This window comes from Aliivibrio sifiae (assembly GCF_002954715.1).
Taxonomy (GTDB): domain Bacteria; phylum Pseudomonadota; class Gammaproteobacteria; order Enterobacterales; family Vibrionaceae; genus Aliivibrio; species Aliivibrio sifiae.
On sequence record NZ_MSCP01000003.1, the window covers coordinates 48,493 to 73,962 of the forward strand.

At 39.9% G+C, this 25,470-nt stretch carries 23 protein-coding genes; 15 read left to right on the forward strand and 8 right to left on the reverse strand.

Annotated features, from left to right (window positions below; translation table 11 throughout):
- The first annotated feature begins 364 nt into the window (after positions 1-364).
- The 5 genes from leuA to BTO23_RS18565 all read left to right on the forward strand — a co-directional run bounded on the left by leuA (position 365) and on the right by BTO23_RS18565 (position 6,070).
- A complete protein-coding gene (leuA, locus tag BTO23_RS18545; RefSeq protein WP_105064316.1) occupies positions 365-1,912 on the forward strand; it encodes a 2-isopropylmalate synthase in 1,548 nt (515 codons plus the stop codon).
- An 81-nt stretch (positions 1,913-1,993) separates the two neighbouring features.
- A complete protein-coding gene (gene leuB / locus BTO23_RS18550) occupies positions 1,994-3,085 on the forward strand; it encodes a 3-isopropylmalate dehydrogenase (protein WP_045103005.1) in 1,092 nt (363 codons plus the stop codon).
- A 15-nt stretch (positions 3,086-3,100) separates the two neighbouring features.
- Positions 3,101-4,516 (forward strand): 3-isopropylmalate dehydratase large subunit, encoded by a 1,416-nt coding sequence (gene leuC / locus BTO23_RS18555; protein WP_105064317.1) that lies wholly within the window; start codon positions 3,101-3,103, stop codon positions 4,514-4,516.
- 11 nt (positions 4,517-4,527) lie between these two features.
- Positions 4,528-5,130, forward strand: coding sequence for a 3-isopropylmalate dehydratase small subunit (leuD, locus tag BTO23_RS18560; RefSeq protein WP_061014101.1), 603 nt, complete (start codon positions 4,528-4,530; stop codon positions 5,128-5,130).
- 160 nt (positions 5,131-5,290) lie between these two features.
- On the forward strand, positions 5,291-6,070 hold the full coding sequence (locus tag BTO23_RS18565) for a DUF547 domain-containing protein (protein ID WP_105064318.1): 780 nt from the start codon (positions 5,291-5,293) through the stop codon (positions 6,068-6,070).
- A 9-nt stretch (positions 6,071-6,079) separates the two neighbouring features.
- Here BTO23_RS18565 and djlA read toward each other — a convergent pair whose 3' ends face one another.
- Positions 6,080-6,931 carry a co-chaperone DjlA gene (gene djlA / locus BTO23_RS18570; RefSeq protein WP_061014098.1) on the reverse strand — a complete coding sequence of 284 codons (852 nt, stop codon included), beginning with the start codon at positions 6,929-6,931 and terminating at the stop codon, positions 6,080-6,082.
- 207 nt (positions 6,932-7,138) lie between these two features.
- On the opposite strand from djlA, the gene lptD reads away from it, so the two are divergent.
- From lptD to BTO23_RS18595, 5 genes are all read left to right on the forward strand, one after another.
- The gene (lptD, locus tag BTO23_RS18575; protein ID WP_105064319.1) at positions 7,139-9,493 is read left to right on the forward strand and encodes an LPS assembly protein LptD; all 2,355 of its coding nucleotides are present in this window, start codon (positions 7,139-7,141) and stop codon (positions 9,491-9,493) included.
- Between the two features lie 69 nt (positions 9,494-9,562).
- The gene (surA, locus tag BTO23_RS18580; RefSeq protein WP_105064320.1) at positions 9,563-10,876 is read left to right on the forward strand and encodes a peptidylprolyl isomerase SurA; all 1,314 of its coding nucleotides are present in this window, start codon (positions 9,563-9,565) and stop codon (positions 10,874-10,876) included.
- A complete protein-coding gene (gene pdxA, locus BTO23_RS18585) occupies positions 10,869-11,858 on the forward strand; it encodes a 4-hydroxythreonine-4-phosphate dehydrogenase PdxA (RefSeq protein WP_170066784.1) in 990 nt (329 codons plus the stop codon). The genes surA and pdxA overlap by 8 nt, the downstream gene beginning before the upstream one ends.
- Complete coding sequence (gene rsmA / locus BTO23_RS18590; protein ID WP_061005608.1) at positions 11,855-12,688, forward strand: 16S rRNA (adenine(1518)-N(6)/adenine(1519)-N(6))-dimethyltransferase RsmA; 834 nt, start codon at positions 11,855-11,857, stop codon at positions 12,686-12,688. Before pdxA ends, rsmA begins: the two co-directional genes overlap by 4 nt.
- 96 nt (positions 12,689-12,784) lie before the next feature.
- On the forward strand, positions 12,785-13,606 hold the full coding sequence (locus tag BTO23_RS18595) for a symmetrical bis(5'-nucleosyl)-tetraphosphatase (protein WP_105064322.1): 822 nt from the start codon (positions 12,785-12,787) through the stop codon (positions 13,604-13,606).
- Positions 13,607-13,787: 181 nt separating this feature from the next.
- Here BTO23_RS18595 and folA read toward each other — a convergent pair whose 3' ends face one another.
- From folA to rplU, 6 genes are all read right to left on the reverse strand, one after another.
- Positions 13,788-14,267, reverse strand: coding sequence for a type 3 dihydrofolate reductase (gene folA, locus BTO23_RS18600; RefSeq protein ID WP_061014094.1), 480 nt, complete (start codon positions 14,265-14,267; stop codon positions 13,788-13,790).
- A 23-nt stretch (positions 14,268-14,290) separates the two neighbouring features.
- A complete protein-coding gene (locus BTO23_RS18605; RefSeq protein WP_060993939.1) occupies positions 14,291-14,782 on the reverse strand; it encodes a threonine/serine exporter family protein in 492 nt (163 codons plus the stop codon).
- A 15-nt stretch (positions 14,783-14,797) separates the two neighbouring features.
- Positions 14,798-15,565 (reverse strand): threonine/serine exporter family protein, encoded by a 768-nt coding sequence (locus BTO23_RS18610; protein ID WP_061014092.1) that lies wholly within the window; start codon positions 15,563-15,565, stop codon positions 14,798-14,800.
- 122 nt (positions 15,566-15,687) lie between these two features.
- Positions 15,688-16,863: an Obg family GTPase CgtA gene (gene cgtA, locus BTO23_RS18615; protein ID WP_060993941.1), complete on the reverse strand. Its 1,176-nt coding sequence runs from the start codon at positions 16,861-16,863 to the stop codon at positions 15,688-15,690.
- Between the two features lie 284 nt (positions 16,864-17,147).
- Positions 17,148-17,405 carry a 50S ribosomal protein L27 gene (gene rpmA, locus BTO23_RS18620; protein WP_012549189.1) on the reverse strand — a complete coding sequence of 86 codons (258 nt, stop codon included), beginning with the start codon at positions 17,403-17,405 and terminating at the stop codon, positions 17,148-17,150.
- A gap of 17 nt (positions 17,406-17,422) precedes the next feature.
- A complete protein-coding gene (gene rplU / locus BTO23_RS18625) occupies positions 17,423-17,734 on the reverse strand; it encodes a 50S ribosomal protein L21 (protein WP_060993942.1) in 312 nt (103 codons plus the stop codon).
- A 276-nt stretch (positions 17,735-18,010) separates the two neighbouring features.
- Here rplU and ispB point away from each other — a divergent pair, with 276 nt between their 5' ends.
- Positions 18,011-18,982, forward strand: coding sequence for an octaprenyl diphosphate synthase (gene ispB / locus BTO23_RS18630; RefSeq protein WP_060993943.1), 972 nt, complete (start codon positions 18,011-18,013; stop codon positions 18,980-18,982).
- A gap of 76 nt (positions 18,983-19,058) precedes the next feature.
- Here ispB and mdh read toward each other — a convergent pair whose 3' ends face one another.
- Positions 19,059-19,994, reverse strand: a complete 936-nt coding sequence (gene mdh, locus BTO23_RS18635) for a malate dehydrogenase (protein WP_061005620.1) — start codon at positions 19,992-19,994, stop codon at positions 19,059-19,061.
- 333 nt (positions 19,995-20,327) lie between these two features.
- Here mdh and argR point away from each other — a divergent pair, with 333 nt between their 5' ends.
- The 4 genes from argR to BTO23_RS18655 all read left to right on the forward strand — a co-directional run bounded on the left by argR (position 20,328) and on the right by BTO23_RS18655 (position 25,424).
- Complete coding sequence (gene argR / locus BTO23_RS18640) at positions 20,328-20,798, forward strand: transcriptional regulator ArgR (protein WP_060993945.1); 471 nt, start codon at positions 20,328-20,330, stop codon at positions 20,796-20,798.
- Positions 20,799-21,145: 347 nt separating this feature from the next.
- Positions 21,146-22,120: a TAXI family TRAP transporter solute-binding subunit gene (locus BTO23_RS18645; protein WP_061030552.1), complete on the forward strand. Its 975-nt coding sequence runs from the start codon at positions 21,146-21,148 to the stop codon at positions 22,118-22,120.
- A gap of 231 nt (positions 22,121-22,351) precedes the next feature.
- Positions 22,352-24,931 (forward strand): TRAP transporter permease, encoded by a 2,580-nt coding sequence (locus tag BTO23_RS18650; RefSeq protein WP_060993947.1) that lies wholly within the window; start codon positions 22,352-22,354, stop codon positions 24,929-24,931.
- A gap of 55 nt (positions 24,932-24,986) precedes the next feature.
- Positions 24,987-25,424: a universal stress protein gene (locus BTO23_RS18655; RefSeq protein WP_060993948.1), complete on the forward strand. Its 438-nt coding sequence runs from the start codon at positions 24,987-24,989 to the stop codon at positions 25,422-25,424.
- Positions 25,425-25,470 lie beyond the last annotated feature (46 nt).

Genomic DNA, 25,470 nt, shown 5'->3' on the forward strand with positions numbered 1-25,470 from the left:
AAATTGTACTATTAAGAATTAAAAATACGCCTACTTTGTATAAAAACACACCCACGCAATCGTTTTATCTCTCTTTTTTAACATTTAACCCAAAAAACATTCATATTAGGTAAAAAACCTATTTAAAGGTTGACGATATGAGCTGAGTACGATATTAATTTGTTAATTATTTTTATGGAATGTATTTCAAATGAAAACAGTATCTTCTTTATTTCTAAACCTCCTCCTGATCGTGAACATCTCACGCGGGTAGGTTGTGGAACAAAAGAAGCCATAAACCAAATTTTAAAACCCGCTGAACATGGCGGGTTTTTTTATGGATAACCGTCATTAAAGCGCATGACATACACAAGGAAGCAAACCCATGAGCGATCAAGTCATAATCTTCGACACCACCTTACGTGATGGCGAACAAGCACTATCAGCAAGTTTAACCGTAAAAGAAAAATTGCAGATTGCTTATGCGCTTGAGCGTCTAGGTGTTGATGTTATTGAAGCTGGTTTTCCAGTCTCTTCTCCAGGTGATTTTGAATCAGTTCAAACCATTGCCAAACATATTAAAAACAGCCGTATTTGTGGACTTGCCCGCGCCGTAGCTAAAGACATTGATGCCGCTGCTGAAGCGTTAAAAGTCGCAGAAGCGTTCCGAATTCATACCTTTATTTCTACTTCTACCGTTCATGTTCAGGACAAATTACGTCGTAGCTACGATGATGTGGTTGAAATGGGCGTGAAAGCAGTTAAACACGCACGTAAATACACAGATGATGTCGAGTTTTCTTGTGAAGATGCTGGTCGTACACCAATTGATAATCTTTGCCGTATGGTTGAAGCAGCCATTAATGCAGGCGCAAATACGATTAATATTCCAGACACAGTTGGCTACACCATTCCAGGTGAATTTGGCGGTATTGTTCAGCAATTATTTAACCGTGTTCCAAACATCGATAAAGCAATCATCTCTGTACACTGCCATGATGATTTAGGAATGTCTGTTGCTAACTCTATTGCTGCGGTTCAAGCGGGAGCGCGTCAAGTTGAAGGAACAATCAATGGTATTGGTGAGCGTGCAGGTAACTGTTCTTTAGAAGAAATTGCTATGATTTTACAGACTCGTTCTGAATACTTAGGTGTTCATACGGGCCTTAAAAACGACGAGATTCACCGTACCAGTAAATTGGTAAGTCAGCTTTGTAATATGCCAATTCAGAGTAATAAGGCTATCGTAGGCGCAAACGCTTTTAGCCACTCTTCAGGCATTCACCAAGACGGTATGCTTAAGAATAAAAACACTTATGAGATCATGACACCTGAGTCAATTGGTCTTAAAAACAAAGCGTTAAATCTAACCAGTCGTTCTGGCCGAGCTGCGGTTAAGAGCCACATGGATGCGATGGGTTATAAAGACGAAGAATACAATCTAGACACGCTATATGCAGATTTTGTGAAGCTGGCAGATCGTAAAGGCCAAGTATTTGATTACGATTTAGAAGCCCTAATGCATTTTGCGAACTTACGTGATGAAGACGATTTCTATAAATTGAACTACCTAAGCGTGCAATCTGGCAGTGTAATGGCGACAACCAGTATCAAGCTACTTTGTGGTGATGAAGAGAAATGTGAAGCCGCGGTCGGTAATGGTCCTGTTGATGCTCTTTATCAATGTATCTATAAACTAACAGGCTATGAGATTGTCCTAGATAAGTTTGACTTAACCGCTAAAGGCGAAGGTGAAGATGGTTTAGGCCAAGCAGATATCATCGCAAACTATAAAGGTCGTAAGTATCACGGTACTGGTTTAGCTACCGATATTATCGAAGCCTCTGGTCAAGCGCTACTTCACGTCATTAATAGCATTCACCGTGCTGATCAAATTGCTGAAATTAAGCAAAAGAAGATTGCGACGGTTTAAGGCGACTTAACAGAATTTTAAATCGGAGGAGTCTACTCTTCTCTGATTAACAAAATTAAATAAAAAGATTAAAGGATTAACATGACGAATAAAACATACAAAATTGCAATTTTACCGGGCGATGGAATTGGCCCTGAAGTTATGGAACAAGCACATAAAGTTCTGGATGCAATTGAGAAAAAACACGCAATTTCATTCTCTCGTGAACAACACGATGTAGGTGGTATCGCGATTGATAACCATGGTTGTCCGCTACCAGAGAGCACAGTAAAAGGTTGTGAAGAATCAGATGCCGTATTATTTGGTTCAGTTGGCGGCCCTAAGTGGGAAAACTTGCCACCGAACGATCAACCAGAGCGTGGGGCCCTACTTCCTCTACGTAAACATTTCCAACTATTCTGTAATCTTCGTCCTGCGCAAATCCATAAAGGATTAGAAAACTTCTCTCCACTGCGTGCTGATATTTCTGGTAACGGTTTTGATATAGTTGTTGTACGTGAGTTGACTGGTGGTATCTACTTTGGTCAGCCTAAAGGTCGTGAAGGTGAAGGCCCTCAAGAGAAAGCGTACGACACTGAAATTTATCACCGCTACGAAATCGAACGCATTGCAAAGATTGCCTTTGAATCGGCTCGTCTACGTAATAAAAACGTTTATTCAATTGATAAAGCGAACGTTCTGCAAAGCTCTATCCTATGGCGTGAAGTGGTAGAAGAAGTCGCTCAAGATTACCCAGATGTAAAACTAAGCCACATGTACATTGATAACGCGACCATGCAGCTAATCAAAGACCCTTCTCAATTTGATGTGATGCTATGTTCAAACATCTTCGGTGACATCATCTCTGATGAATGCGCAATGATCACAGGTTCTATGGGTATGCTTCCTTCTGCAAGTCTGAATGAGAGCAACTTTGGTCTGTATGAACCAGCAGGTGGTTCAGCACCGGATATCGCAGGAAAGAATATTGCTAACCCAGTGGCTCAGATCTTATCTGCAGCACTAATGCTACGCTACAGCCTAGGTGAAGAAGAAGCAGCACAAAGTATTGAAGCTGCCGTATCTAAAGCGCTGTCAGCAGGTGAATTAACTGCAGATCTTGCCGGTGATAAACCTGCACTAACTACCTCAGCAATGGGCGATAAAATCGCTGAATATATTTTGAATTCGTAATTCAAGGAAGAAGCAATGTCTAACGCAAAAACATTATACGAAAAAATTTATGACGCCCATGTTGCTGTAGCGGCAGAAGGCGAAAACCCAATTTTATACATCGATCGCCATTTGGTGCACGAAGTAACGTCACCACAAGCGTTTGATGGCCTACGTGAAAAAGGTCGTAAAGTTCGCCAAGTAGGTAAAACTTTCGCAACAATGGACCATAACGTATCGACACAAACCAAAGACATTAATGCCTCTGGTGAAATGGCACGAATCCAAATGGAAACACTGTCTAAAAACTGTGAAGAATTTGGCGTTACCCTTTATGATTTAAACCATAAATACCAAGGTATTGTGCACGTAATGGGACCTGAACTGGGGATTACTCTACCAGGCATGACAATTGTTTGTGGTGATTCACATACAGCTACTCACGGTGCATTTGGTTCGTTAGCATTTGGTATTGGTACATCTGAAGTAGAGCATGTATTAGCGACACAAACGCTAAAACAAGCACGTGCTAAAACCATGAAAATCGAAGTTAAAGGAAAAGTAGACGAAGGCATTACGGCAAAAGATATCGTGCTAGCAATCATAGGTAAAACAACGGCTGCTGGCGGTACTGGCTATGTGGTTGAATTCTGTGGTGAAGCGATTACCGACCTTACAATGGAAGGTCGTATGACGGTATGTAACATGGCAATTGAACTAGGTGCAAAGGCCGGTTTAATTGCTCCAGACCAAACGACGTTTGATTACATTACTGATCGTAAATTCTCACCTCAAGGGGAAGATTTAACCGCAGCTATCGAATACTGGTCATCACTAAAAACAGATGAGGATGCAGAGTTTGATGCAGTGGTAATACTTGAAGCCTCTGAAATTAAACCTCAAGTAACTTGGGGAACAAATCCAGGACAAGTAATTGCTGTTGACCAACCAATCCCTGCACCTGAGAGTTTTTCTGACCCAGTAGAAAAAGCATCAGCTGAAAAAGCATTAGCTTACATGGGCCTTGAAGCCGGAAAATCCCTGTCTGATTACAATGTAGATAAAGTGTTTGTTGGCTCGTGTACTAACTCACGTATCGAAGACATGCGCGCAGCAGCAGCCGTTGCCAAAGGCAATAAAGTTGCAGCTCATGTTCAAGCGTTAATTGTTCCCGGCTCTGAGCAAGTAAAAGCACAAGCGGAAAAAGAGGGTTTGGATGTGATCTTTAAAGAAGCGGGCTTTGAATGGCGTCTACCTGGTTGTTCAATGTGTCTTGCTATGAACAACGATCGCTTAGGTCCACAAGAGCGTTGTGCATCTACATCAAACCGTAACTTTGAAGGCCGCCAAGGCCGTGATGGTCGAACTCACCTAGTGAGCCCTGCAATGGCTGCCGCTGCTGCAATTGCGGGTCACTTTGTTGATATCCGTACTATTACTGAAAATGCATAAAGGAATTTACTATGTCAGGTTTTAAGCAACATACAGGTCTAGTCGTTCCTTTAGATACGGCGAATATTGATACCGATGCGATCATTCCAAAACAATTTCTACAGAAAGTAAATCGCACTGGTTTTGGTAAACACCTATTTCACGATTGGCGTTTTCTTGATGATGCTGGTGAGCAAGCAAACCCTGAGTTTGTGATGAATGCACCACGCTACCAAGGCGCTAGCATTCTCCTTGCTCGTGAAAACTTTGGTTGCGGCTCATCTCGTGAACACGCACCTTGGGCGTTAGCTGATTATGGTATCCAAGTTATGATCGCACCAAGCTTTGCGGATATTTTTTATGGCAACTCAATCAATAACCAGATGATCCCTGTTCGTTTAACTGACACGGAAGTGGATGAAATTTTCCAATTCGTTGAAGCAAATGAAGACGCTGAAATTAACGTTGATTTAGAAGCTATGTTAGTAACTGCTAACAATAAACAATACAGCTTTGAGATTGATGAATTCCGTCGCCACTGTTTGTTAAATGGTTTAGATAATATTGGTTTGACGTTACAACATGCCGATAAGATTTCAGAGTATGAGGCGAAGATCCCGAGTTTCTTGAAATAGGATTTAGGATTTAGGATTTAGGATTTAGGATTTAGGATTTAGGATTTAGGATTTAGGAAATAATAGAGGTTGATATGAACGTATCAACCTCTTTTTTGTCTATAAAACACAGGCAATCTATACTAAATAATTATTAGTAAACAAAAGTCAGGTACCTTTTATGAAAACCCTTATTTCCTCGTTACTTTTGCTTTTCTCATTCAATGCGTTCGCTGCACCAAAATCTGAATTATGGGATTATTGGGATGTAAGCAATGAAAAAAATGCCACCACAATATCACATCAATATTGGCAACAAACGTTAGATAAATACCTTATCACTCAAGGGGAATATACTCTTTTTGATTATGCCAATATCACGGATGCAGATGAGCGAACATTAAATAGTTACTTACGCCAAATGCGAAGAATCGATCCAAGAGATTACAAAAAATCTGAACAATACGCTTATTGGGTAAATCTTTATAATGCTATTACCGTAAAAATCATTTTGGATAACTATCCAATCAAATCGATCACAAAATTGGGAGGATTGTTTAGCTTTGGGCCTTGGGATGAAGAAGTGGTTGTGGTCGCAGGTAAAGCACTAACACTTAATGATATTGAGCATCGAATTTTAAGGCCTATTTGGAATGATCCTAGAACTCACTACGCCGTAAATTGCGCTAGCCTTGGCTGCCCTAACTTACAATCCAAAGCATTTACAGCCAGAAACAGAGATAAACTATTAGATAAAGCCGCAACTGAATTCATTAATAGTGAAAAAGGAATACTCATTACTGATAACAAAATCCAACTCTCATCTATTTATGATTGGTTTGCGGTCGATTTTGGTAATCAACAGCAACTTTTTGAGCATCTAAAAAAATATCGCCCTGAATTAAAATCATTCAAAGGCGATATCAGTTACGACTATAATTGGAAGTTAAATAAACAATAAGAGATCAGATTATTTAAGCCCTTTAGCTTTCTTAATTAAATCGTAAGCACCTTGAATTTCTTGTGCTTTCTCTTTTGCCATTTCCATCATTTCTGGTGGTAGACCTTTTGCCACCAATTTATCAGGGTGATGCTCATTCATTAACTTACGATGAGCACGCTTAATTGTTTTTGCATCTGCATCTTCACTAATACCCAATAAATTATAAGCATCAGTTAACTGGTCAGCAGAACTCGCTTTTTGCCATTGACCATGGCCTTGATGAGAACCTCCTTGTTGGCCAGAAAAGCCGCCGCTTTGTTGAAAACGGAATGCTGCTTCTTGCATTTTTAAGCGTTTTTCAAGCTGATCAGCACTAAAGCCAAGTTCTTCAGCAACAATATGTAAAATGTCTCGTTCACTAGGGTGAATGTCACCATCTGCAATCGCCGATGCTATTTGTAATTCTAAAAAGAATTGCAATAGATCATAACGACCACCAGTGATCGAGCGGATTTTTTGTAATGTTTCACGTAATGGGAAGTCATTTTCTTTACCCTCTCTAAATGCCTCTTGAGCTTCTCTTTTTTGCTCAGCATTTAGATTCATACGCTCCATCATCATCGCAGCAAGTTGTATTTCTTGAGCGGTAACTTGCCCTTTTGCTTTCGCTACATGACCCATAACGGCAAAAGCCGCATGGAAAAACTCAGCTTGTTTTTGAGTTTGAGAAGCCCCGCCAGTTTGAAAGGTAAAACCGCTGTTTGCCATGCGCTTTGCTTTATCAAATTGATGGCCAATAAAGATCCCTAATGCCGCGCCAAAAAAGCCGCCAAATAGGAAACCAAAAAAACCACCTAATATTTTGCCAAATATTTGCATTTTATATTCCAATTAATGAATTATTCTATTTTTACTCTGTCACACTCTGAGCAAACGCAGCCTGTTACTTTACAACCATTAATCGATGATAGCGACATCTTATGGGTGGTTTGGGCATGGCTTTTGCTTTATTATAAACAAGTGACTCTGTCTAGTCTCTTTGAGTATATCAGCGGATTAATATAACGAACAGGAACGTCTAACTCGATGCCTTTTACCTCTCGCAGCCTACTTGCTTCACTTGCTGGATGCCTTCTTTACGGTTCTCCCGTCATTGCCGATGATGGAAGCACAATCGTATCTCCAGAAAATAGCATTATCTTCCCTTTACAAACTAATGCAGTTAACTCTTGCCCTGTGCCTGAAAAAACATCTAAAGAGGAAGAAGATCAACAACCTGTATTAATTCAATCTGATAGCTTTGAAGCTCTTAATAATTCAAAAGCGACCTATAAAGGTAACGTTCATATTATTAAAGGCCGCCAAGAAATAAAAGCAGATAGTATTACTTTACATCAACAAGAAAATATTGCGATTGCAGAAGGTAATGTTGACTATTCAAGTATGGATATGAGGTCAAAATCAGACAAAGTAACAACTGATTTAACTACAGAAGACACTACCATGATTAATGCGGCATATAAAATGTCGTGCCAACCAATTCGAGGACAGGCTAGTCGTGTATTAAAAACAGGCCAAGAAATCTATCAATTAGAAGACGCCTCATTCACAACTTGTCCTGCTGGTGATAAAAGCTGGCGCTTTAAAGCCAGTGATATTGAACTCGACCAATCAGATGAATGGGCAACTTTTTATAATGCTCGTTTTGAAGTTCTTGACGTCCCTATTTTATATCTTCCCTATATTACTGTCCCTGTTGGCGATAAGCGTAAAACAGGCGTTTTAATCCCAAGTGCAGGTTTAGACAGTAAAGATGGTTTTGAACTTTCTATACCTGTTTATTGGAATATTGCACCAAATTATGATGCGATTACAACGATTAATTACATGGAAAAACGTGGTACTCAGTTAGAAGGGAACTTCCGCTATTTAACTGACCTAGGTGCTGGTGAACTCAATGCAGAATACCTTGGTGACGATGCCAAAAACCAAGATAAAGGCGCTCGTTGGGGAGCCAGTTGGAATCATTCAGGAATATTCAGACAACACTGGAAATTTGAAGTTGAATACGCTCAAGTTAGTGATGTTACTTATTTCCAAGATCTAAATTCTAGTATTGGTACCCGTGATGAAGGCCAATTAACACAATCAGGAGAAGTATCATATCGCTCTCAAGATTGGGACCTCTCCATGCGAGTTCGCGACTTCCAAGTTTTAGTCGAAAGTCAAAAACCATATAGACTAATGCCTCAAGTTGAGTTTAACTATTACGCACCTCAATTTTATAATTCCCTGGATTTTAACTTTCATAGCCATGTTAGTGAATTTGCCACAGATGATGATACTAAACCATCTGCGACACGCGTTCATATGGAACCAAAATTAAGCTTACCATTAAGTGACACTTGGTGGTCTTTAACTCCAGAAGCCAGCTTACTTTATACTCATTATACCCAAGAATTTGATAAGAAAAATGCTTCACTATCCAGTTTAGAAGAAGATACATCTCGAACTATTCCAGAAGTAAGAGTTAATGGTGCAATTTATTTAGACAGTACGCAAAAATTCTTAGGTGAATACTTACAAACCTTAGAACCTAAAATACAATACTTATACGTGCCTGAAGTTGATCAAAGTGAGATCTATGGCGGTCAGGGTGAAGGTGGTTATGATAGTAGTAAACTTCAATTAGACTATTATGGCTTATTCCGAGACCGTCAATACAGTGGTGTTGATTATATTGCTGCTGCAAACCAATTTAGTATTGGTGCAACATCTCGATTTTATGATGATGCTTATAAAGAGCGAATGAATATATCTTTTGGACAGATCTTATATATGGATGGTTCTGGTACGTCTGAAAACAATGATAATAAAAATTCATCTGCGTGGGCAATAGAAAGTGATTTTAACTATGATGACTATCTGTTCTATCACGGTGGTATCCAATACGACTCTAATGAAAGTGAGCTTCAAGTAGCAAACAGTACCTTAGAATATCGTCACAATCGTGGTTATATCCAAGCGAATTACCGTTATGTCAGTAAGAGTTATATTGATGACAATCTATCCTATTCTGATCCTGGACCATCATCAGTAACACGTTATGGTATTTATCAAGCGGGTATCTTAACACAATATAATATAGGTAATAGTTGGCGTTTAAATGCCCAGTATTTCTATGACACTAGAGAAGAATTTATGCTAGAAACTCTGGTTGGCGCCACTTATTTAAGTGATTGCTGGTCATTTGGCTTAACCTATAGCGATCAAATTATTGCACCAGAAACCTCAGGTTTGATTGGAAGCTACGAACCAGAATACGAAAGTAACGTCATGCTTTCTATTGCAATTCGAGGTTTAGGTACTAACACTGGCATCACCTCAGGTTCTGCAACCAATGCCTTAGGCTATGGTCGCCCATTTTATTTGAATAATTAATTTATATGGATATACATGAAATGCTATTTTCTCAAAGGCATTTCATGCTCCTTACTCTTGGATGACACTATGAAAAACTGGAAATTTCCATTTATTAGCACCCTATTAATGATGCTAGCAATAAATGCACAGGCAGCTCCTGTCGAATTAGATCGAGTAATTGCTATTGTTAATGAAGGTGTTGTCCTTCAAAGTGATATCGATACATCGATTAAAACGGTAAAAATTAATGCTCAAGAAAAAAACCAACCACTACCTGACGAATCAGTTCTTCGAGAGCAAGTACTTGAGAAACTAATTGTCGATACCATTCAAAGCCAACAAGCAGAAAAAATGGGCATACGTATAGATGACACCCGTTTAGAAGAGGCGTTAAAAGGTATCGCAAAAGAAAACAACATGACTCTTGCGCAGCTACAACAGAAAACGGCAGCTCAAGGACTACCATATGAAAGCTTCCGAGAACAAATCCGTAAGGAAATAGCAGCAAGTGAGGCTAGAAATGCACAAGTTCGCCGCCGTATTAATATCCTTCCTCAAGAGGTAGAAAGCCTTGCTTTGCTATTATCAGAAGAAACACAAGCAACGGTTCAATACAAAATTAGTCACATTCAACTAAGAACAGAAGATGGCGCAACTCAAGCCGATAAAGAAGCATTAGAGCAACAAGCAAAAGATCTAACTGAGCGTTTAAAACAAGGTGCTGATTTTGCCACCATGGCATACACTTATTCAAAAGGCCCTAAAGCACTACAAGGTGGTGATTGGGGATGGATGCGTAAAGAAGAGATGCCTACCATCTTCGCAGATCAAATTACTGGCGAAGGAAAAAATAGCATTATTGGTCCTTTCCGTTCAGGTGTAGGGTTTCACATTCTGAAAATAGATGATGTAAAAGGCCTTGAAACCGTTGCAGTAACTGAAGTGAACGCTCGACATATCCTGATTAAGACATCAGTAATCGTGAGTGATGAAGGTGCACAACGTCAGTTAAATACTATTATTGCAGACATCAAAGCAGGCAAAGACACTTTTGCAGAAATGGCTCAGCGTTATAGTCAAGACCCAGGTTCTGCAGCTAACAATGGTGAGCTCGGTTTTCAAACACCAGATTTATATGTACCTGAGTTTAAACACCAAGTAGAAACTTTACCAACAGGGCAAATCAGTGCGCCATTTAAAACCGTCCATGGATGGCATATTGTTGAAGTACTAGAGCGCCGTCAAGTTGATAGAACAGACGCGGCAATGAAAAATAAAGCTTACCGTATTCTCATGAGTCGAAAATTTAACGAAGAAGCCGGGGCTTGGCTACAAGAAATCCGTGCAAGTGCTTATGTTGAAATTCTACAAGATGATAATGGTGAAGAAAATAATGAATAAGATTAAGCGTATCGCAGTTACTCCAGGAGAACCTGCAGGTATCGGACCAGATCTTGTTTTAACTATTGCACAACAAGATTGGCCTCACCAATTAGTTATTTGTGGTAATAAAAACGCACTAAAGCAGAGAGCCAAACTGCTCGGTATTAATATTGCTATTGAAGACTACAACGCTCATGAACCAGCAAAAATGCATAAGGCAGGATCTTTAATTGTCGATAATATCGAATTGAATGACGATGTCGTTGCAGGTGAGCTAAATGAAGCCAATGGTCATTATGTTCTTGATACCTTGCGTCGAGCAGCACAAGGTAATATGGACGGTGAATTTGACGCAGTTGTGACTGGTCCTGTACATAAAGGCGTAATCAACCGAGCTGGTGTGGCTTTTAGTGGACACACAGAGTTCTTTGCAGAGCAATCCAATACACAACAAGTTGTAATGATGCTAGCAACAGAAGGCTTGCGCGTTGCGTTAGTAACTACTCACATACCTCTTGCGTACGTAGCAAAAGCGATTACCTCAGATCGCCTTAAACAAGTAACTCGTATTCTGCACCAAGATTTAATCACTAAATTTGGTATAGCAAAACCATCTATTTTTGTCTGTGGATTAAATCCACACGCAGGGGAAGATGGTTGTCTTGGCCGTGAAGAAATTGATATCATAGCCCCAGCATTAAATGAATTGCGTGAAGAAGAAGGCATGAACTTAATTGGTCCATTGCCCGCAGACACGTTATTTCAAGATAAATACTTACAAGAAGCGGACGCGGTACTCGCTATGTATCACGATCAAGGGCTTCCTGTGCTAAAATTCAAAGGCTTTGGAAAATCGGTAAACATCACTTTAGGTTTACCTTTCATCCGAACCTCCGTAGACCATGGTACTGCATTGGAATTAGCAGGTACTGGAAAAGCAGATGCAGGAAGCTTTATTACCGCACTTACCCATGCAATTGAACTGGTAGAAAATAAATGAGTACAAGAAATGATGTCCATTTAGGCCATAAAGCGAAGAAACGCTTTGGTCAGAACTTCTTAAATGACCCTTATGTGATCGATGGAATCGTATCTGCAATTAATCCTCTACCAGGCCAAAACCTTGTAGAAATTGGTCCAGGTCTTGGGGCTATTACCGAACCTGTTGGTCGTGAAGTTGATAAGTTTACGGTTATCGAACTTGACCGTGACTTAGCCGCTCGTTTGCGCACTCACCCTGAACTGGGTAGTAAACTAACTATTCATGAAGGCGATGCAATGCGCTTCGACTTCACGCAACTTATCCAAGAAGGTAATAAATTACGTATTTTTGGTAACTTGCCATACAACATCTCAACACCACTGATGTTCCATCTTTTTGAGTTCCATAAAGACGTACAAGATATGCACTTTATGCTACAAAAAGAAGTGGTTAACCGCTTAGCTGCGGGTCCTGGCACTAAAGCTTATGGTCGACTAACGGTTATGGCTCAATATTACTGTAAAGTTATGCCTGTACTTGAAGTGCCGCCAACAGCATTTGTTCCGCCACCAAAAGTGGATTCAGCGGTTGTTCGCTTAGTACCTTATGAGGTACTTCCATACCCGGCTAAAAACCTGAAATGGTTAGACCGTGTATGTCGTGAGGGCTTTAATCAACGTCGTAAAACAATTCGTAACTGTTTTAAAGCATTGCTAACAAAAGAACAGCTAGAAGAATTAGGCATTAACCCTTCTCTTCGTCCTGAGAACCTAACGTTAGAACAATTTGTGACGATGGCAAACTGGTTAAATGACAACTTCCAAGCTGAATCAAAAGAATCAGCTTAAGTTAAGCGTATAATCAATAACAGTTAAATATAAAGGTGACTTCATTGTCACCTTTTTTCTATCTACGCTTTAATAATGAGATGAGAGGAAAGAGACATGGCGACCTATTTTGTAGGTGATATTCAAGGATGCCTAGACGAACTATTATTATTGTTAGACCAAGTTAGCTTTGATAAAGAAAAAGACCAACTATGGTTAACGGGAGATCTCGTTGCTCGCGGTCCAAAATCATTAGAAACCCTTCGCTTTGTGAAATCATTAGGGACAGCAGCAGTTACTATTCTTGGCAATCATGATCTGCATTTACTTGCCGTCTCTCAAGGCATTTCTCGTGTAAAAGAAAAAGATAAAACAGCCCCTATTTTCTCGGCTCCAGATAGCAAAGAGTTATTAACTTGGCTACGCCAACAGCCATTATTGGCAATTCACACTGAACATAAAGTTGTTATGACTCATGCAGGTATTTCTCCTCAATGGGAAATTAATACCGCGATTAAATGCGCTCGTGAAGTTGAAGCGGTTTTACAATCAGATAAATGGACTTGGTTATTAGAGAACATGTACGAAAACCAACCCGATTTATGGCGAGAAGATCTTACTGGTATTGAGCGCTATCGCTATATTATCAATGCTTTTACACGCATGCGTTTCTGTCTTCACAACGCAAGTTTAGATATGGACTGTAAACAACCACCACAAGACTTATCATCAGAAGATAAAGATAAATTAGTGCCGTGGTTTGAGTTAAGCTCTCGTCTTCCTCTGACTCATAAAATCATATTTGGCCACTGGGCGGCATTGATGGGGTACGAAGGGAATGACGTGATAGCGTTGGATACAGGTTGTGTCTGGGGGGAGTATATGACGATGTATCGTGTTGATGATAGGAAGTATTTTACTCAAAAAGCGTTGAGCTAGAAACGATACGCTTCGCTGACTAGAGACTTATAAGAGCAAAGAATTCAGATCGGTCGTAAACTCCCTGAATTAAACGCTGAAATATCAACGACTACGTCTGAATTCTGCTAGCGAAGCGATCTGAACCCTGTTCTTATAGAAGCGAAGCGCTCTAGATTCTAGTTAGCGCAGCGTATAGTCTCTATCGTTCTAAAACCACAAACTCCATATCGTACTTATTCTTTTCATCTTTCGAATACGTTTCAGAATGAGTCTGCTTCCAACCCTCACCCCAATCTGGGAATTGAGTATCGCCATTGATGTCAGCATCAATAAAGGTCAGGTATAACTTATCTGCATCAGCAAGACACGCTTGATAAATTGAACCACCACCAATAATCATCAGCTCTTCAATATCACCAGCGGCTTGTTTAGCTTCATCAATTGAAGTCACACAAGTAACACCTTCAATATTCAAGTTCGCATCACGACTTAATACAATATTCAATCGACCTGGTAATGGACGACCAATCGATGCGTAAGTTTTACGCCCCATTACAATTGGTTTACCCATAGTTGATTTTTTAAACCATGTGAAATCAGCAGGTAAATGCCATGGCATTTGATTATCAACACCAATAATACGATTCTTTGCCATTGCGGCGATCATGCTAATTTTCACAACTAATCCTTATATATTTAGATCTAAACAATCGACTTTCTACGGTAAAACAGTAACCCTGGCATAGCAAGACCAATTGCTAATGCAGCTATTGTAAATAACGTTTTCACTAAATTATCAATCATCAATCCCCACAATTCCGGAGAATAACCGAGGTGGTTAATCTCAACCACAGCAATCATCGCTTTAAAAGCAAAAACGCCTGGGATCATAGGGATTAATGCAGCGACGGTAAATACTTTAGGATGAGCAAGAAAACGATGTGACCAATGCACTCCAATCATGCCGACCGTTGTTGCAGCACATAATGTCGCCCACTCTAATGGCGCACCATAATGCATTAATAAGAATCGAGTTCCATGACCAATAGCACCACCAATTGCACAATATTTTAATGCTTTTACTGGAACATTAAACACCAAAGCAAAACCGACTGCAGGAATCATCGCGAAAAACATATCGTTCAATAATGCTAGAAATAAATCAAAAAAGGAACTCATCGTTACACTATCCATTTATAAAAGCATCCATTAGTTAATCCATCCCCATACGCCGACTAAATTCATTGCACCAACAATACCAATGCTGGTTGATAAAGTAAGTAAGGTAGCAAACGTCCAACGCGCAATTCCCATATTAACGTACCCCTTCACCATATCAGCAACGGCATTAATTAATGGGAAGCCAGGAACAAGCATCAAAACAGAGGAAGCCATTGCAAGAAAAGGGGTATTACCAATATGGTAGATAACAGCTTGAGAAGAAATAAGCGTGGTTACAAAAGCAGTAATGCCGAAATTAAGTAGCGGATTAAAATGTCGATGCCCAATTTCTTGTCGGACGATCATCCCTAAAAAAGAGGCAAGAAAGGTCATCATAAATACAGGCCAATCTCCACCAGCTAAACGACTAAAGCTAGCACAAGATAAACCGATCATCACAACCACAAGCCAGCGGTTGTATCTTTCTGGGCTAATTGCATCTAATTTCACAGCCGCTTCATGGCGATCTAATAAGCCTTTTTCAGACATAATACAGATCCTTTGAATTTCAGTAACCGCCCGCATGTTAATCCCGCGATCTGGAGCTCTTCGAGCAGTCGTCATACAATGTTCATTGATCATTGTTGTGATAACAAGCGAACTGGCTGATAATGAAATCTCCACGTCATCGGCACCTACAGCAAGCCCTAATCGTCGGCTAACGTCAGAAACTAAACTACTTTCTGCACCATGTTGAAGTAACATCTGCCCAGCTTTAGCGACTAAACGTGATATTTCCCTTTGTTTTTCGTCCATTTTCTTCGTAATAGTTAACTAAATGAACCTCTATTCTATGCTATTCATTTCTATCTTTAATGACTTAAATAAAAAAAACCGCAACAAGTGCGGTTTTTTATAATAATTATCTTGATTAAGACTTAGTCACGAACATAGATAACATGACCGTCATCTTCTTCGTCATCCCAATCATCATCATCACCGTCTTCAGTAATAACGTTTTGACCTGAAATCGCATCTTTATGGTAATCATCCCACATGAAGTCGACTTTATCAGCCGCTTTCTCTTCATCAGTTTGAATCTCTTTTGGTAGAGTATCCATAAAGTCAGATAGTTCATCACATACTTCTTGAGTACCAGTGCGACTTACTGCTGCGATTTTAAAGTAGCGATCATCCCAAGCAAGTGCTTCTAAGATCTCAGCGATCTTTTCATCAGTTTCTTCTTCACGTAGAAGATCGGTCTTATTAAATAATAACCAGCGAGGTTTACCAGCAACTTTCTCACTGTAACGCTCTAACTCATCAATGATAGTTAGTGCATTTTGGACAGGATCACTGCCATCAACTGGAAGGATATCAATTACATGAAGCAATACACGACAACGCTCAAGGTGCTTCAAGAAACGAACACCAAGACCTGCGCCTTCAGCAGCACCTTCAATTAGACCTGGAATATCAGCAACAACGAAGCTCTTATTACCACGTGCACGTACAACACCTAAGCTAGGAATAAGCGTAGTAAATGGGTAGTCAGCCACTTTTGGTTTTGCAGCAGATACAGCGCGGATAAATGTAGACTTACCAGCGTTTGGTAAACCAAGCATACCAACATCAGCAAGCAAAAGAAGTTCTAAGCGAAGTTCACGAACCTCACCTTTTGTTCCCATTGTCTTTTGACGAGGTGCACGGTTAACAGATGATTTAAAACGGGTGTTACCTAAACCATGCCAGCCGCCTTTAGCAACCATGATCTTCATGCCATGAGCCATTAGCTCTGCAACTTTCTCACCAGTATCAATATCAATAGCACGCGTACCAACAGGTACTTTCAACGTAATATCCGCACCACGTCGACCAGTACTGTTTGTGCCACCACCATTTTTACCACGCTCTGCATCATAAAAACGGTTAAAACGGTAATCAATTAGGGTGTTTAGGTTTTCATCCGCTTCTAGGTAAACATCACCACCGTCGCCGCCATCACCGCCATCAGGGCCGCCCTTAGCTACGAATTTTTCACGCCAAAAACTAACAGTACCGTTACCGCCGTCGCCTGCATCTACTTTAATTGTCGCTTCATCAACGAATTTCATTTTCTTCTCCGAGCTGTAGCGCTGGTAATCTTTTCATTAACTGTTCTATTCTGATACAGATTATTTCTCTGCAAATCAAAATGACATTATGAGAGTGGATCTTCTATGATCTTTACGCTACGTAATATATCAATATAGTCACTAGGTAAGTATTCTAGCATTTAAACTCATTAGTTATACCAACCTAAAAGAAGTATAAACGACAAAATAATTAACTGGTGACTATCCATAAATAAAAAGCCCCGCCAAGTGGCAGGGCTTTTAAAATTAGTTTTTAAAAACGATTATTCAGCGTCGATAGAAACGAATTTACGGTTTTTAGGACCTTTAACTTCAAACTTCACTTTACCTTCAGATAGAGCGAAAAGAGTATGGTCTTTACCGATGCCTACGTTAGTACCAGCGTGGAATTTAGTACCACGTTGACGTACGATGATGTTACCTGCAAGAACAGATTCGCCACCGAAACGCTTAACACCAAGACGTTTACTTTCTGAATCGCGGCCGTTACGAGTAGAACCGCCAGCTTTTTTATGTGCCATTTGTTATTCTCCTTAAATTAAGCGCTGATGCCAGTGATTCTGACTTCAGTGAACCATTGACGATGGCCCTGTTGCTTACGAGAATGCTTACGACGACGGAACTTAACGATTTTAATTTTATCGCCACGACCGTGCTGAACTACTTCCGCAGTTACTTTACCGCCAGCTACTAAAGGTGCACCAACAGTGATTTCTTCACCGTTAGCAATCATAAGAACGTTGTCGAAATCAACTGTTGCGCCAGTCTCAACGTCTAATTTTTCCAAGCGAAGAGTTTGACCTTCACTTACACGGTGTTGTTTACCACCAGATTGGAAAACAGCGTACATATTTTACTCCGCTACTTTCGCACTACCATTTAATTTGTTTACTCAACAATTTTGGTGTGCGTTAAACTTGTCATCAATAGGGCGTGGATTCTACGCGAATGATTTCAATCTGACAACCCAAAATTGAAGAAAAATGATGAAAAGATAAACGAAATAGTCAATCGGCTAAAAGAGAGGAATTTTCGACTGTATTGCGACCCTCAATTTAGTGTATTATTTATGTAATCACTTATTACAATAAAGCCTAACTTAGGCCCTAACCTTGCTGGAAGAATAATGGATTTTAAAGCTATCCAAGCCCTCACGGCTGATGACATGGCAATCGTAAATGAGACCATCCTAGCTCAACTGAATTCAGATGTTGCGCTGATCAACCAACTTGGTTTCTACATTGTAAGCGGCGGCGGTAAACGCTTGCGTCCTGTGCTTGCCATTTTATCTGCAAAAGCACTTGGATACGAAGGCAAAGACCACACAATGGCAGCTGCCTTTATTGAATTTATTCACACGGCAACATTACTTCATGATGACGTTGTCGATGAATCAGATATGCGTCGTGGCAAAGCTACAGCTAATGCCGAATTTGGCAATGCAGCAAGCGTACTCGTTGGCGATTTTATTTACACCCGTTCGTTCCAAATGATGACGAGTTTGGGATCCATAAAGATCCTTAGTTTAATGAGTGAGTCAGTTAATGTGATCGCAGAAGGTGAAGTTCTTCAACTAATGAATTGCAATGATCCTAATACGACTGAAGAAAGTTACATGCAAGTAATCTATTCTAAAACAGCTCGCTTATTTGAAGCCGCTACTCAGATCGGCGCGATCCTAAATGACGCACCACAAGAGATCGAAACCGCATTACAAAACTACGGTAAATATTTAGGCACTGCTTTCCAATTGATCGATGACGTGATGGATTACACTTCAGATGGCGAAGATATGGGCAAAAATGTCGGAGACGATCTTGCTGAAGGTAAACCGACACTTCCTTTACTACATGCGATGAATCATGGTAATGCAGAACAAGCAGCAATGATCCGTGAAGCAATCGAAAAAGGCAATGGTCTAGATAAATTAGAACCTATCCTTGCCTGCATGAAAGAAGTTGGATCATTAGAATACACAAAGAAAAAAGCAGATGAAGAAGCGGATAAAGCCATTGAAGAGTTAGCCGTATTACCTGAATCTGAATACAAAGAAGCATTGAAGACGTTGGCACACTTAGCCGTTAAACGCAGTAAATAATACTACGCTTAAAGAAAATAAAAAGGGCAGATAAATAACTATCTGCCCTTTTCTCTTTCAATTACTTTAATTCTTGTTATTTAACGAATTCTTCACCAATCGAAATATCACCTTTCAGTGTATCTAACATACTATCAAGTGCTTCTTGTTCAAATGCGCTCAACGCACCATAAGACTGAATTTCTTCAACCCCATTTTTACCAAGTAAAATTGGTTGTGCGAAGAAACGAGCGTGTTCGCCATTACCTTCAACATACGCACATTCAACAACACCTTTCTCACCACTTAATGCTTTCACTAGTGATAGACCAAAACGACATGCCGCTTGACCCATTGAAAGTGTCGCAGAACCACCACCGGCTTTTGCTTCAACAACTTCCGTTCCTGCATTTTGAATGCGAGGAGTTAGTGCCGCAACTTCTTCAGCAGTAAACTCGACACCTTCAACTTGAGAAAGAAGAGGAAGAATAGTTACGCCTGAGTGACCACCGATAACTGGTACGCGGATCTCGCCTGGATCTTTGTCTTTTAATTCAGCAACAAACGTTTCTGAACGGATCACATCCAGTGTTGTTACACCAAACAATTTATTTTTATCGTATACACCCGCCTTCTTTAATACTTCAGCAGCAATCGCAACGGTTGTATTTACCGGGTTAGTAATAATACCAATACATGCATTTGGACATGTCACTGCAATTTTTTCAGCTAATGACTTAACAATACCTGCATTAATATTGAAAAGATCTGAGCGATCCATACCAGGTTTACGAGCAACACCTGCAGAAATTAAAACGACGTCTGCATTATCAAGAGCCGGCGTAGGATCTTCACCGCAATATCCTTTGATAGAAACTGGCGTTGGGATGTGACTAAGATCCGCAGCAACACCTGGTGTTACCGGAGCAATATCATAAAGAGCAAGATCAGATCCTGCTGGTAATCGATTCTTAAGAAGTAATGCTAACGCTTGTCCGATGCCTCCTGCGGCGCCAATAACAGCAACTTTCATGTTCTTTCTCCTTGAGTAGTAGAGGTATATTTTTATTATTAATTTACTTTCAAACTGAAAGTGACGTTATAGCAAGCTCAAATGAAATTCAATGCTATTTGCTTCGCTTTGCGACCTTACGCAATGACATCCGAACCAAGCCATAAATTGAACGCGACTCTACTTGCATTTATCCTTGCTTGTAAATGAAATTGTCTAGCGAATTAGAGATCTTGAACAAAAATAAATGAATAATTCATGAGTAAGTATTCACATAAATGCCATTTTGATTTGGTTATACGTAAATAATTATGCGAGAATAGTCGTAATTATTGCAAAAAGAATCAAAACATCATGCGAAATAATGAAAAGCAAGAACTACTAGTTAAAGAATTTAAATCCATTCTTAAAGCAGAACGATTTGGTTCTCAAGGTGAAATTGTTGATGCTCTTCGAATCTCAGGTTTCGATAACATTAATCAATCAAAAGTATCCCGAATGCTGACTAAATTTGGTGCTGTACGTACCCGCAATGCAAAAATGGAGATGGTGTATTGCCTTCCTATTGAGCTTGGTGTTCCTACCGTTTCTAGTTCTTTACGTGAACTTGTTATGGATATTGATTACAACAATGCTCTAGTAGTCATTCATACAGGACCGGGGGCAGCTCAATTAATTGCTCGCTTATTAGATTCCTTAGGTAAATCTGAAGGTATTTTAGGCGTCGTTGCTGGTGATGATACAATCTTTATTACACCGACAAGAAACATTGAAGTCTCGAAGTTATTCGATTCTGTCTGTGACCTATTTGAATACAGCATTTAAATCTATACTCTTTTTAAAGGTCGTTTTCTCTTATAAAGCGACCTTATTCCTACATATTCTCCCCAACCAAACTCATTAATAAATATTGCAGAAATGTTAAAGCGACACATTATGCTAATTATTAATAGAATCAATAGTTATTTATTTCACAGTTTTGATATAATTTAATTAACACTATTTTAAAAAGTGCGCATTAGTTTGCTATCATTCACACGCCATTTCTGTAACAGGAAATTTAAAACACTTCACAATGAGGTGAATAAATACGGTTTCTTACTCTCATTCTCTCTTACTTTTAGAGAGCATTTAAATGAGTAAAGAAACACAATAATAAGGAAAGGAATAACATGGCATTAAAAAACTTAATTAAAGCAAGTGCTATTGCTGCAGCAATGCTTGGTGCAGGCATGAGCTCTGCAAGTGCTCAGGATTTCATTACTATTGGAACAGGCTCAGTAACAGGTGTTTATTACCCAACGGGTGGTGCTATCTGTAAATTAGTGAATAAAGACCGTAAAGAACATAATGTTCGCTGTTCTGTAGAATCGACGGGCGGTTCTATCTATAACGTAAATACTATCCGTTCAGGCGAACTAGATTTTGGTATCGTACAATCAGATTGGCAGTACCATGGCTACAACGGTACAAGTAAATTTGAAGCTCAAGGCCCTTACAAGAAACTGCGTGCGATGTTCTCTCTTCATACAGAACCTTTTAACATCATCGCTCGTACAGATTCAGGCATTAACAACGTTGCTGACCTTGAAGGTAAACGTGTAAACATTGGTAATCCTGGTTCTGGTGACCGTGCAACGATGGGTGTTGTAATGGATGCTATGGGTTGGACAAATGATAGCTTTAAACTTGCTTCTGAACTGAAGGGGTCTGAGCGTTCTCAAGCTCTTTGTGATAACAAAATTGATGCATTTATCTATATGGTTGGTCACCCAAATGGTTCAATCAAAGAAGCTACAACATCATGTGATGCGAAACTAGTATCAGCGACAGGTCCTAAGATTGATAAGATCGTTGCTGATAACCCTTACTATGCATACAGCACAGTTCCTGCTGGCATGTACCGTGGTACTGAAGGTGATGTAAATAGCTTCGGTGTAGCTGCAACAATGGTAACAACATCAGATGTTTCAGATGAAGTTGCTTACAGCGTAGCAAAAGCAGTATTTGAGAACTTTGATACATTCAAACGCCTTCACCCTGCATTTGCAACCTTAAAAAAAGAAGACATGGTTAAAGCAGGTCTTTCTATTCCGCTGCACCCTGGTGCTGTGAAATATTACAAAGAAGTTGGTCTACTAAAATAGTTTTTCTTCTACACGCGTAACTTTTAATAAGTAACGTGACTATAAAGCGAAGAGGCCAAATGGTCTCTTCCTTTCTTCGCTACACTCCCTGATCTGTCCATGCAACGGATAACAATCAATAATAAAACGGATTTGAAGATCGGTTCTTTTTAGCCTATATATTGGCTTATATTCAGTAATCTAATACTTAATGATTGAGTGTTAGGTTCGACCATCACTAAGGAAAAGTACATGACGCAGTCGTCAAATACGTCACAAGATGTGCAAGAAATGGTGGCCCAATCTGATACTGGTGCTCGTTCACCGCAAGGATTATCTGGCCGAATTCTATGGTTTGTTCCACTATGTTGGTCTCTATTCCAACTTTGGTATGCTTCCCCTTTACCGTTCATTTTTGACTTCGGCATACTTAACGATACAGAAGCTCGTTCAATACATTTAGCTTTCGCTATATTTTTAGCTTTCACTGCATACCCTGCCCTAAAAAATTCACCAAGAGATCGTATTCCTGTCATTGATTGGGCTCTTGCTTTCGCTGGTAGTTTTTCTGCTGCTTATATTTATATTTTCTATGCGCAACTAGCCGATCGTTCTGGCGCACCAACAACTCCTGATATTGTAGCTTCAGTCGTAGGGATGGTGTTATTACTTGAGGCGACACGTCGCGCTCTAGGCCCGCCACTAATGGTGGTTGCAGCTGTATTCTTGCTATATACCTTTGCTGGCCCTCATATGCCAGATGTAATCGCGCATAAAGGCGCAAGTTTAAATAAAGCAATGTCGCACCTGTGGTTAACAACAGAAGGTGTTTTTGGTGTTGCTTTAGGTGTTTCAACTTCATTCGTTTTCTTATTTGTACTTTTTGGTGCCATGCTAGAAAAGGCAGGGGCTGGTGCTTACTTTATTAAAGTTGCTTTCTCTTTACTTGGCCACATGAAAGGCGGCCCTGCCAAAGCAGCGGTTGTGGCTTCAGGTCTATCAGGTTTAGTTTCTGGTTCATCGATTGCAAATGTGGTTACAACAGGTACGTTTACTATCCCATTAATGAAACGAGTGGGCTTCTCTGGCGAGAAAGCGGGTGCTGTCGAAGTGGCAGCCTCTACTAATGGTCAGTTAACCCCACCAATTATGGGTGCAGCTGCATTCTTAATGGTTGAATACGTAGGTATTTCTTATGTAGAAGTGATTAAGGCTGCCCTACTGCCTGCTTTAATCTCTTACATTGCATTACTTTACATTGTTCATCTTGAAGCCTGTAAAGCGGGTATGAAAGGTCTTCCACGCCGTCATACTCCAAGTTTAGTTCATAGCTTATTATCTTTTACCGGTACAATTCTTGGGCTATGTGTAATCAGTGCTGCCGTGTATTACGGCATTGGTTGGACTAAAGATGTCTTTGGTGCAGCAGCAACACCAATTGTAACAGTTGCTTTGCTACTTTCTTATATTGGCCTCGTTAGCATCTCTGCAAAATATCAAGAACATGCAATGATGGCGATTGATGAAGAGCTGACTGAAGTGCCAGATCCTGGCCCTACCATCAAATCTGGCCTACATTTTTTATTGCCAATCGTAGTATTAGTTTGGTGTTTAACCGTTGAACGTTTCTCACCAGGTTTGTCTGCTTTTTGGGCATCAGTATTTATGATCTTCATTTTACTGACACAAAGGCCATTAATCGGTTTCTTTGCCAAAGAAGGTAATGTCATTGAACAAGTAAAACAGGGCTTCGATGACTTACTAGAAAGCTTAGTATCAGGTGCACGAAACATGATCGGTATTGGTGTTGCTACAGCAGCAGCCGGGACGGTTGTGGGAGTTGTAACCTTAACTGGTATCGGTCTGGTAATGACAGATTTCGTTGAATTTATCTCTGGTGGTAGCATTATTCTTATGCTGTTGTTTACTGCGGTAATTAGCTTAATCTTAGGTATGGGCTTACCAACAACGGCTAACTACATTGTTGTTTCTACCTTGATGGCTCCGGTTATTGTGACTTTAGGTGCCGCGCACGGTCTGATCATTCCATTAATTGCGGTTCACCTATTCGTGTTCTATTTCGGTATATTGGCCGATGACACTCCTCCAGTAGGTCTTGCTGCATTCGCGGCAGCGGCAATAGCAAAATCAGATCCAATTCGTACTGGTATTCAAGGGTTCACTTACGATATTCGTACAGCGATATTGCCTTTCATGTTTGTTTTCAATACACAGCTCTTATTGATGGGCATTGATTCTTGGTGGCATTTAGCCCTCACAATAATCTCATCAATTATTGCTATGTTGACCTTCTCAGCAGCAACACAAGGCTGGTGGTTTACGAAAACAAAATGGTGGGAAGTTGTTTTACTACTTCTGATCACTTTTTCATTATTCCGCCCAGGTTTCTGGTGGGATAAGATCTATCCAGCCAAAGATTATTATCAAGGTATTGAGATTGCTCAAATTGCTGAAGAACTAAATGTGGGACAATCCCTCACATTAGAAGTTGTCGGTCAAAATCTTGAAGGCGATGTCATTAGTAAAACGGTTCGTTTACCTTTTGAAGATCGCGCTGTCACTGGTGAAGATCGAGTGAGCTCTATGGGTCTAATGTTATCTGAAGTCGATAACAAAATGATCGTAGATATGGTCGAGTTTGGCAGTCCTGCTGAAGCTTCCGGAATAGATTTTGATTGGGAAATAAAGAATGTGGTTCTTGATGCAGACCGCCCATTAAAAGAATGGGTATTTGTACCAACCCTTCTTCTATTGTTTGCACTAGGCTTTAATCAGCGTCGCCGAGCTAAAAAGGAAAACTTAGCGGCATAAATTAATGAATGGAATCTAAGGGGAGAATAACTCCCCTAATTAGGTAATAAAAATTATGTATAAACAAATTTTGGTTCCAGTAGATTTAAATGATAAAGGCTTTGCTGATAAAGCGGTTGAACTAGCTGTTTGGCACGCAAAACATTCTAATGCTGAACTTCATTTATTAAATGTGTTACCTGGGATCCATATGTCGATGGTATCGACTTATTTCCCTAAAGGTGCAGCAAAGCAAATGAAAGATGATGTTTCAAAACAACTGAATGAATTTGCAGCTAAGTTTGTAGATGAAGACGTGGTATACAGAGTACACGTTGCTGAAGGTAAACCTTATGTCACTATTTTAGATTATGCTGAACGTCTAGGTGCAGATCTAATTGTAATGCCAAGTCATAAGCGTTCTAAAATAGATAAAGTGATGCTCGGTTCTGTTGCTAGTAAAGTGGTAGAAAACTCACCGATTAACGTTATGGTTGTTAAACCTCAAGGTTAATGCCTTTATAACTAAAATAAAAAAAGGAGCCATTGGCTCCTTTTTT

What these genes read in the sequence shown, in the direction of transcription:
- argR (WP_060993945.1), top strand. Translation starts at nt 20,328, where the DNA reads ATGCGAAATAATGAAAAGCAAGAACTACTAGTTAAAGAATTTAAATCC.
- rplU (WP_060993942.1), bottom strand. Translation starts at nt 17,734, where the DNA reads ATGTACGCTGTTTTCCAATCTGGTGGTAAACAACACCGTGTAAGTGAA.
- lptD (WP_105064319.1), top strand. Translation starts at nt 7,139, where the DNA reads ATGCCTTTTACCTCTCGCAGCCTACTTGCTTCACTTGCTGGATGCCTT.
- leuD (WP_061014101.1), top strand. Translation starts at nt 4,528, where the DNA reads ATGTCAGGTTTTAAGCAACATACAGGTCTAGTCGTTCCTTTAGATACG.
- BTO23_RS18655 (WP_060993948.1), top strand. Translation starts at nt 24,987, where the DNA reads ATGTATAAACAAATTTTGGTTCCAGTAGATTTAAATGATAAAGGCTTT.
- cgtA (WP_060993941.1), bottom strand. Translation starts at nt 16,863, where the DNA reads ATGAAATTCGTTGATGAAGCGACAATTAAAGTAGATGCAGGCGACGGC.
- BTO23_RS18565 (WP_105064318.1), top strand. Translation starts at nt 5,291, where the DNA reads ATGAAAACCCTTATTTCCTCGTTACTTTTGCTTTTCTCATTCAATGCG.
- mdh (WP_061005620.1), bottom strand. Translation starts at nt 19,994, where the DNA reads ATGAAAGTTGCTGTTATTGGCGCCGCAGGAGGCATCGGACAAGCGTTA.
- leuA (WP_105064316.1), top strand. Translation starts at nt 365, where the DNA reads ATGAGCGATCAAGTCATAATCTTCGACACCACCTTACGTGATGGCGAA.
- leuB (WP_045103005.1), top strand. Translation starts at nt 1,994, where the DNA reads ATGACGAATAAAACATACAAAATTGCAATTTTACCGGGCGATGGAATT.
- leuC (WP_105064317.1), top strand. Translation starts at nt 3,101, where the DNA reads ATGTCTAACGCAAAAACATTATACGAAAAAATTTATGACGCCCATGTT.
- BTO23_RS18650 (WP_060993947.1), top strand. Translation starts at nt 22,352, where the DNA reads ATGACGCAGTCGTCAAATACGTCACAAGATGTGCAAGAAATGGTGGCC.
- pdxA (WP_170066784.1), top strand. Translation starts at nt 10,869, where the DNA reads ATGAATAAGATTAAGCGTATCGCAGTTACTCCAGGAGAACCTGCAGGT.
- surA (WP_105064320.1), top strand. Translation starts at nt 9,563, where the DNA reads ATGAAAAACTGGAAATTTCCATTTATTAGCACCCTATTAATGATGCTA.
- BTO23_RS18645 (WP_061030552.1), top strand. Translation starts at nt 21,146, where the DNA reads ATGGCATTAAAAAACTTAATTAAAGCAAGTGCTATTGCTGCAGCAATG.
- BTO23_RS18595 (WP_105064322.1), top strand. Translation starts at nt 12,785, where the DNA reads ATGGCGACCTATTTTGTAGGTGATATTCAAGGATGCCTAGACGAACTA.
- ispB (WP_060993943.1), top strand. Translation starts at nt 18,011, where the DNA reads ATGGATTTTAAAGCTATCCAAGCCCTCACGGCTGATGACATGGCAATC.
- BTO23_RS18610 (WP_061014092.1), bottom strand. Translation starts at nt 15,565, where the DNA reads ATGGACGAAAAACAAAGGGAAATATCACGTTTAGTCGCTAAAGCTGGG.
- djlA (WP_061014098.1), bottom strand. Translation starts at nt 6,931, where the DNA reads ATGCAAATATTTGGCAAAATATTAGGTGGTTTTTTTGGTTTCCTATTT.
- BTO23_RS18605 (WP_060993939.1), bottom strand. Translation starts at nt 14,782, where the DNA reads ATGGATAGTGTAACGATGAGTTCCTTTTTTGATTTATTTCTAGCATTA.
- rpmA (WP_012549189.1), bottom strand. Translation starts at nt 17,405, where the DNA reads ATGGCACATAAAAAAGCTGGCGGTTCTACTCGTAACGGCCGCGATTCA.
- rsmA (WP_061005608.1), top strand. Translation starts at nt 11,855, where the DNA reads ATGAGTACAAGAAATGATGTCCATTTAGGCCATAAAGCGAAGAAACGC.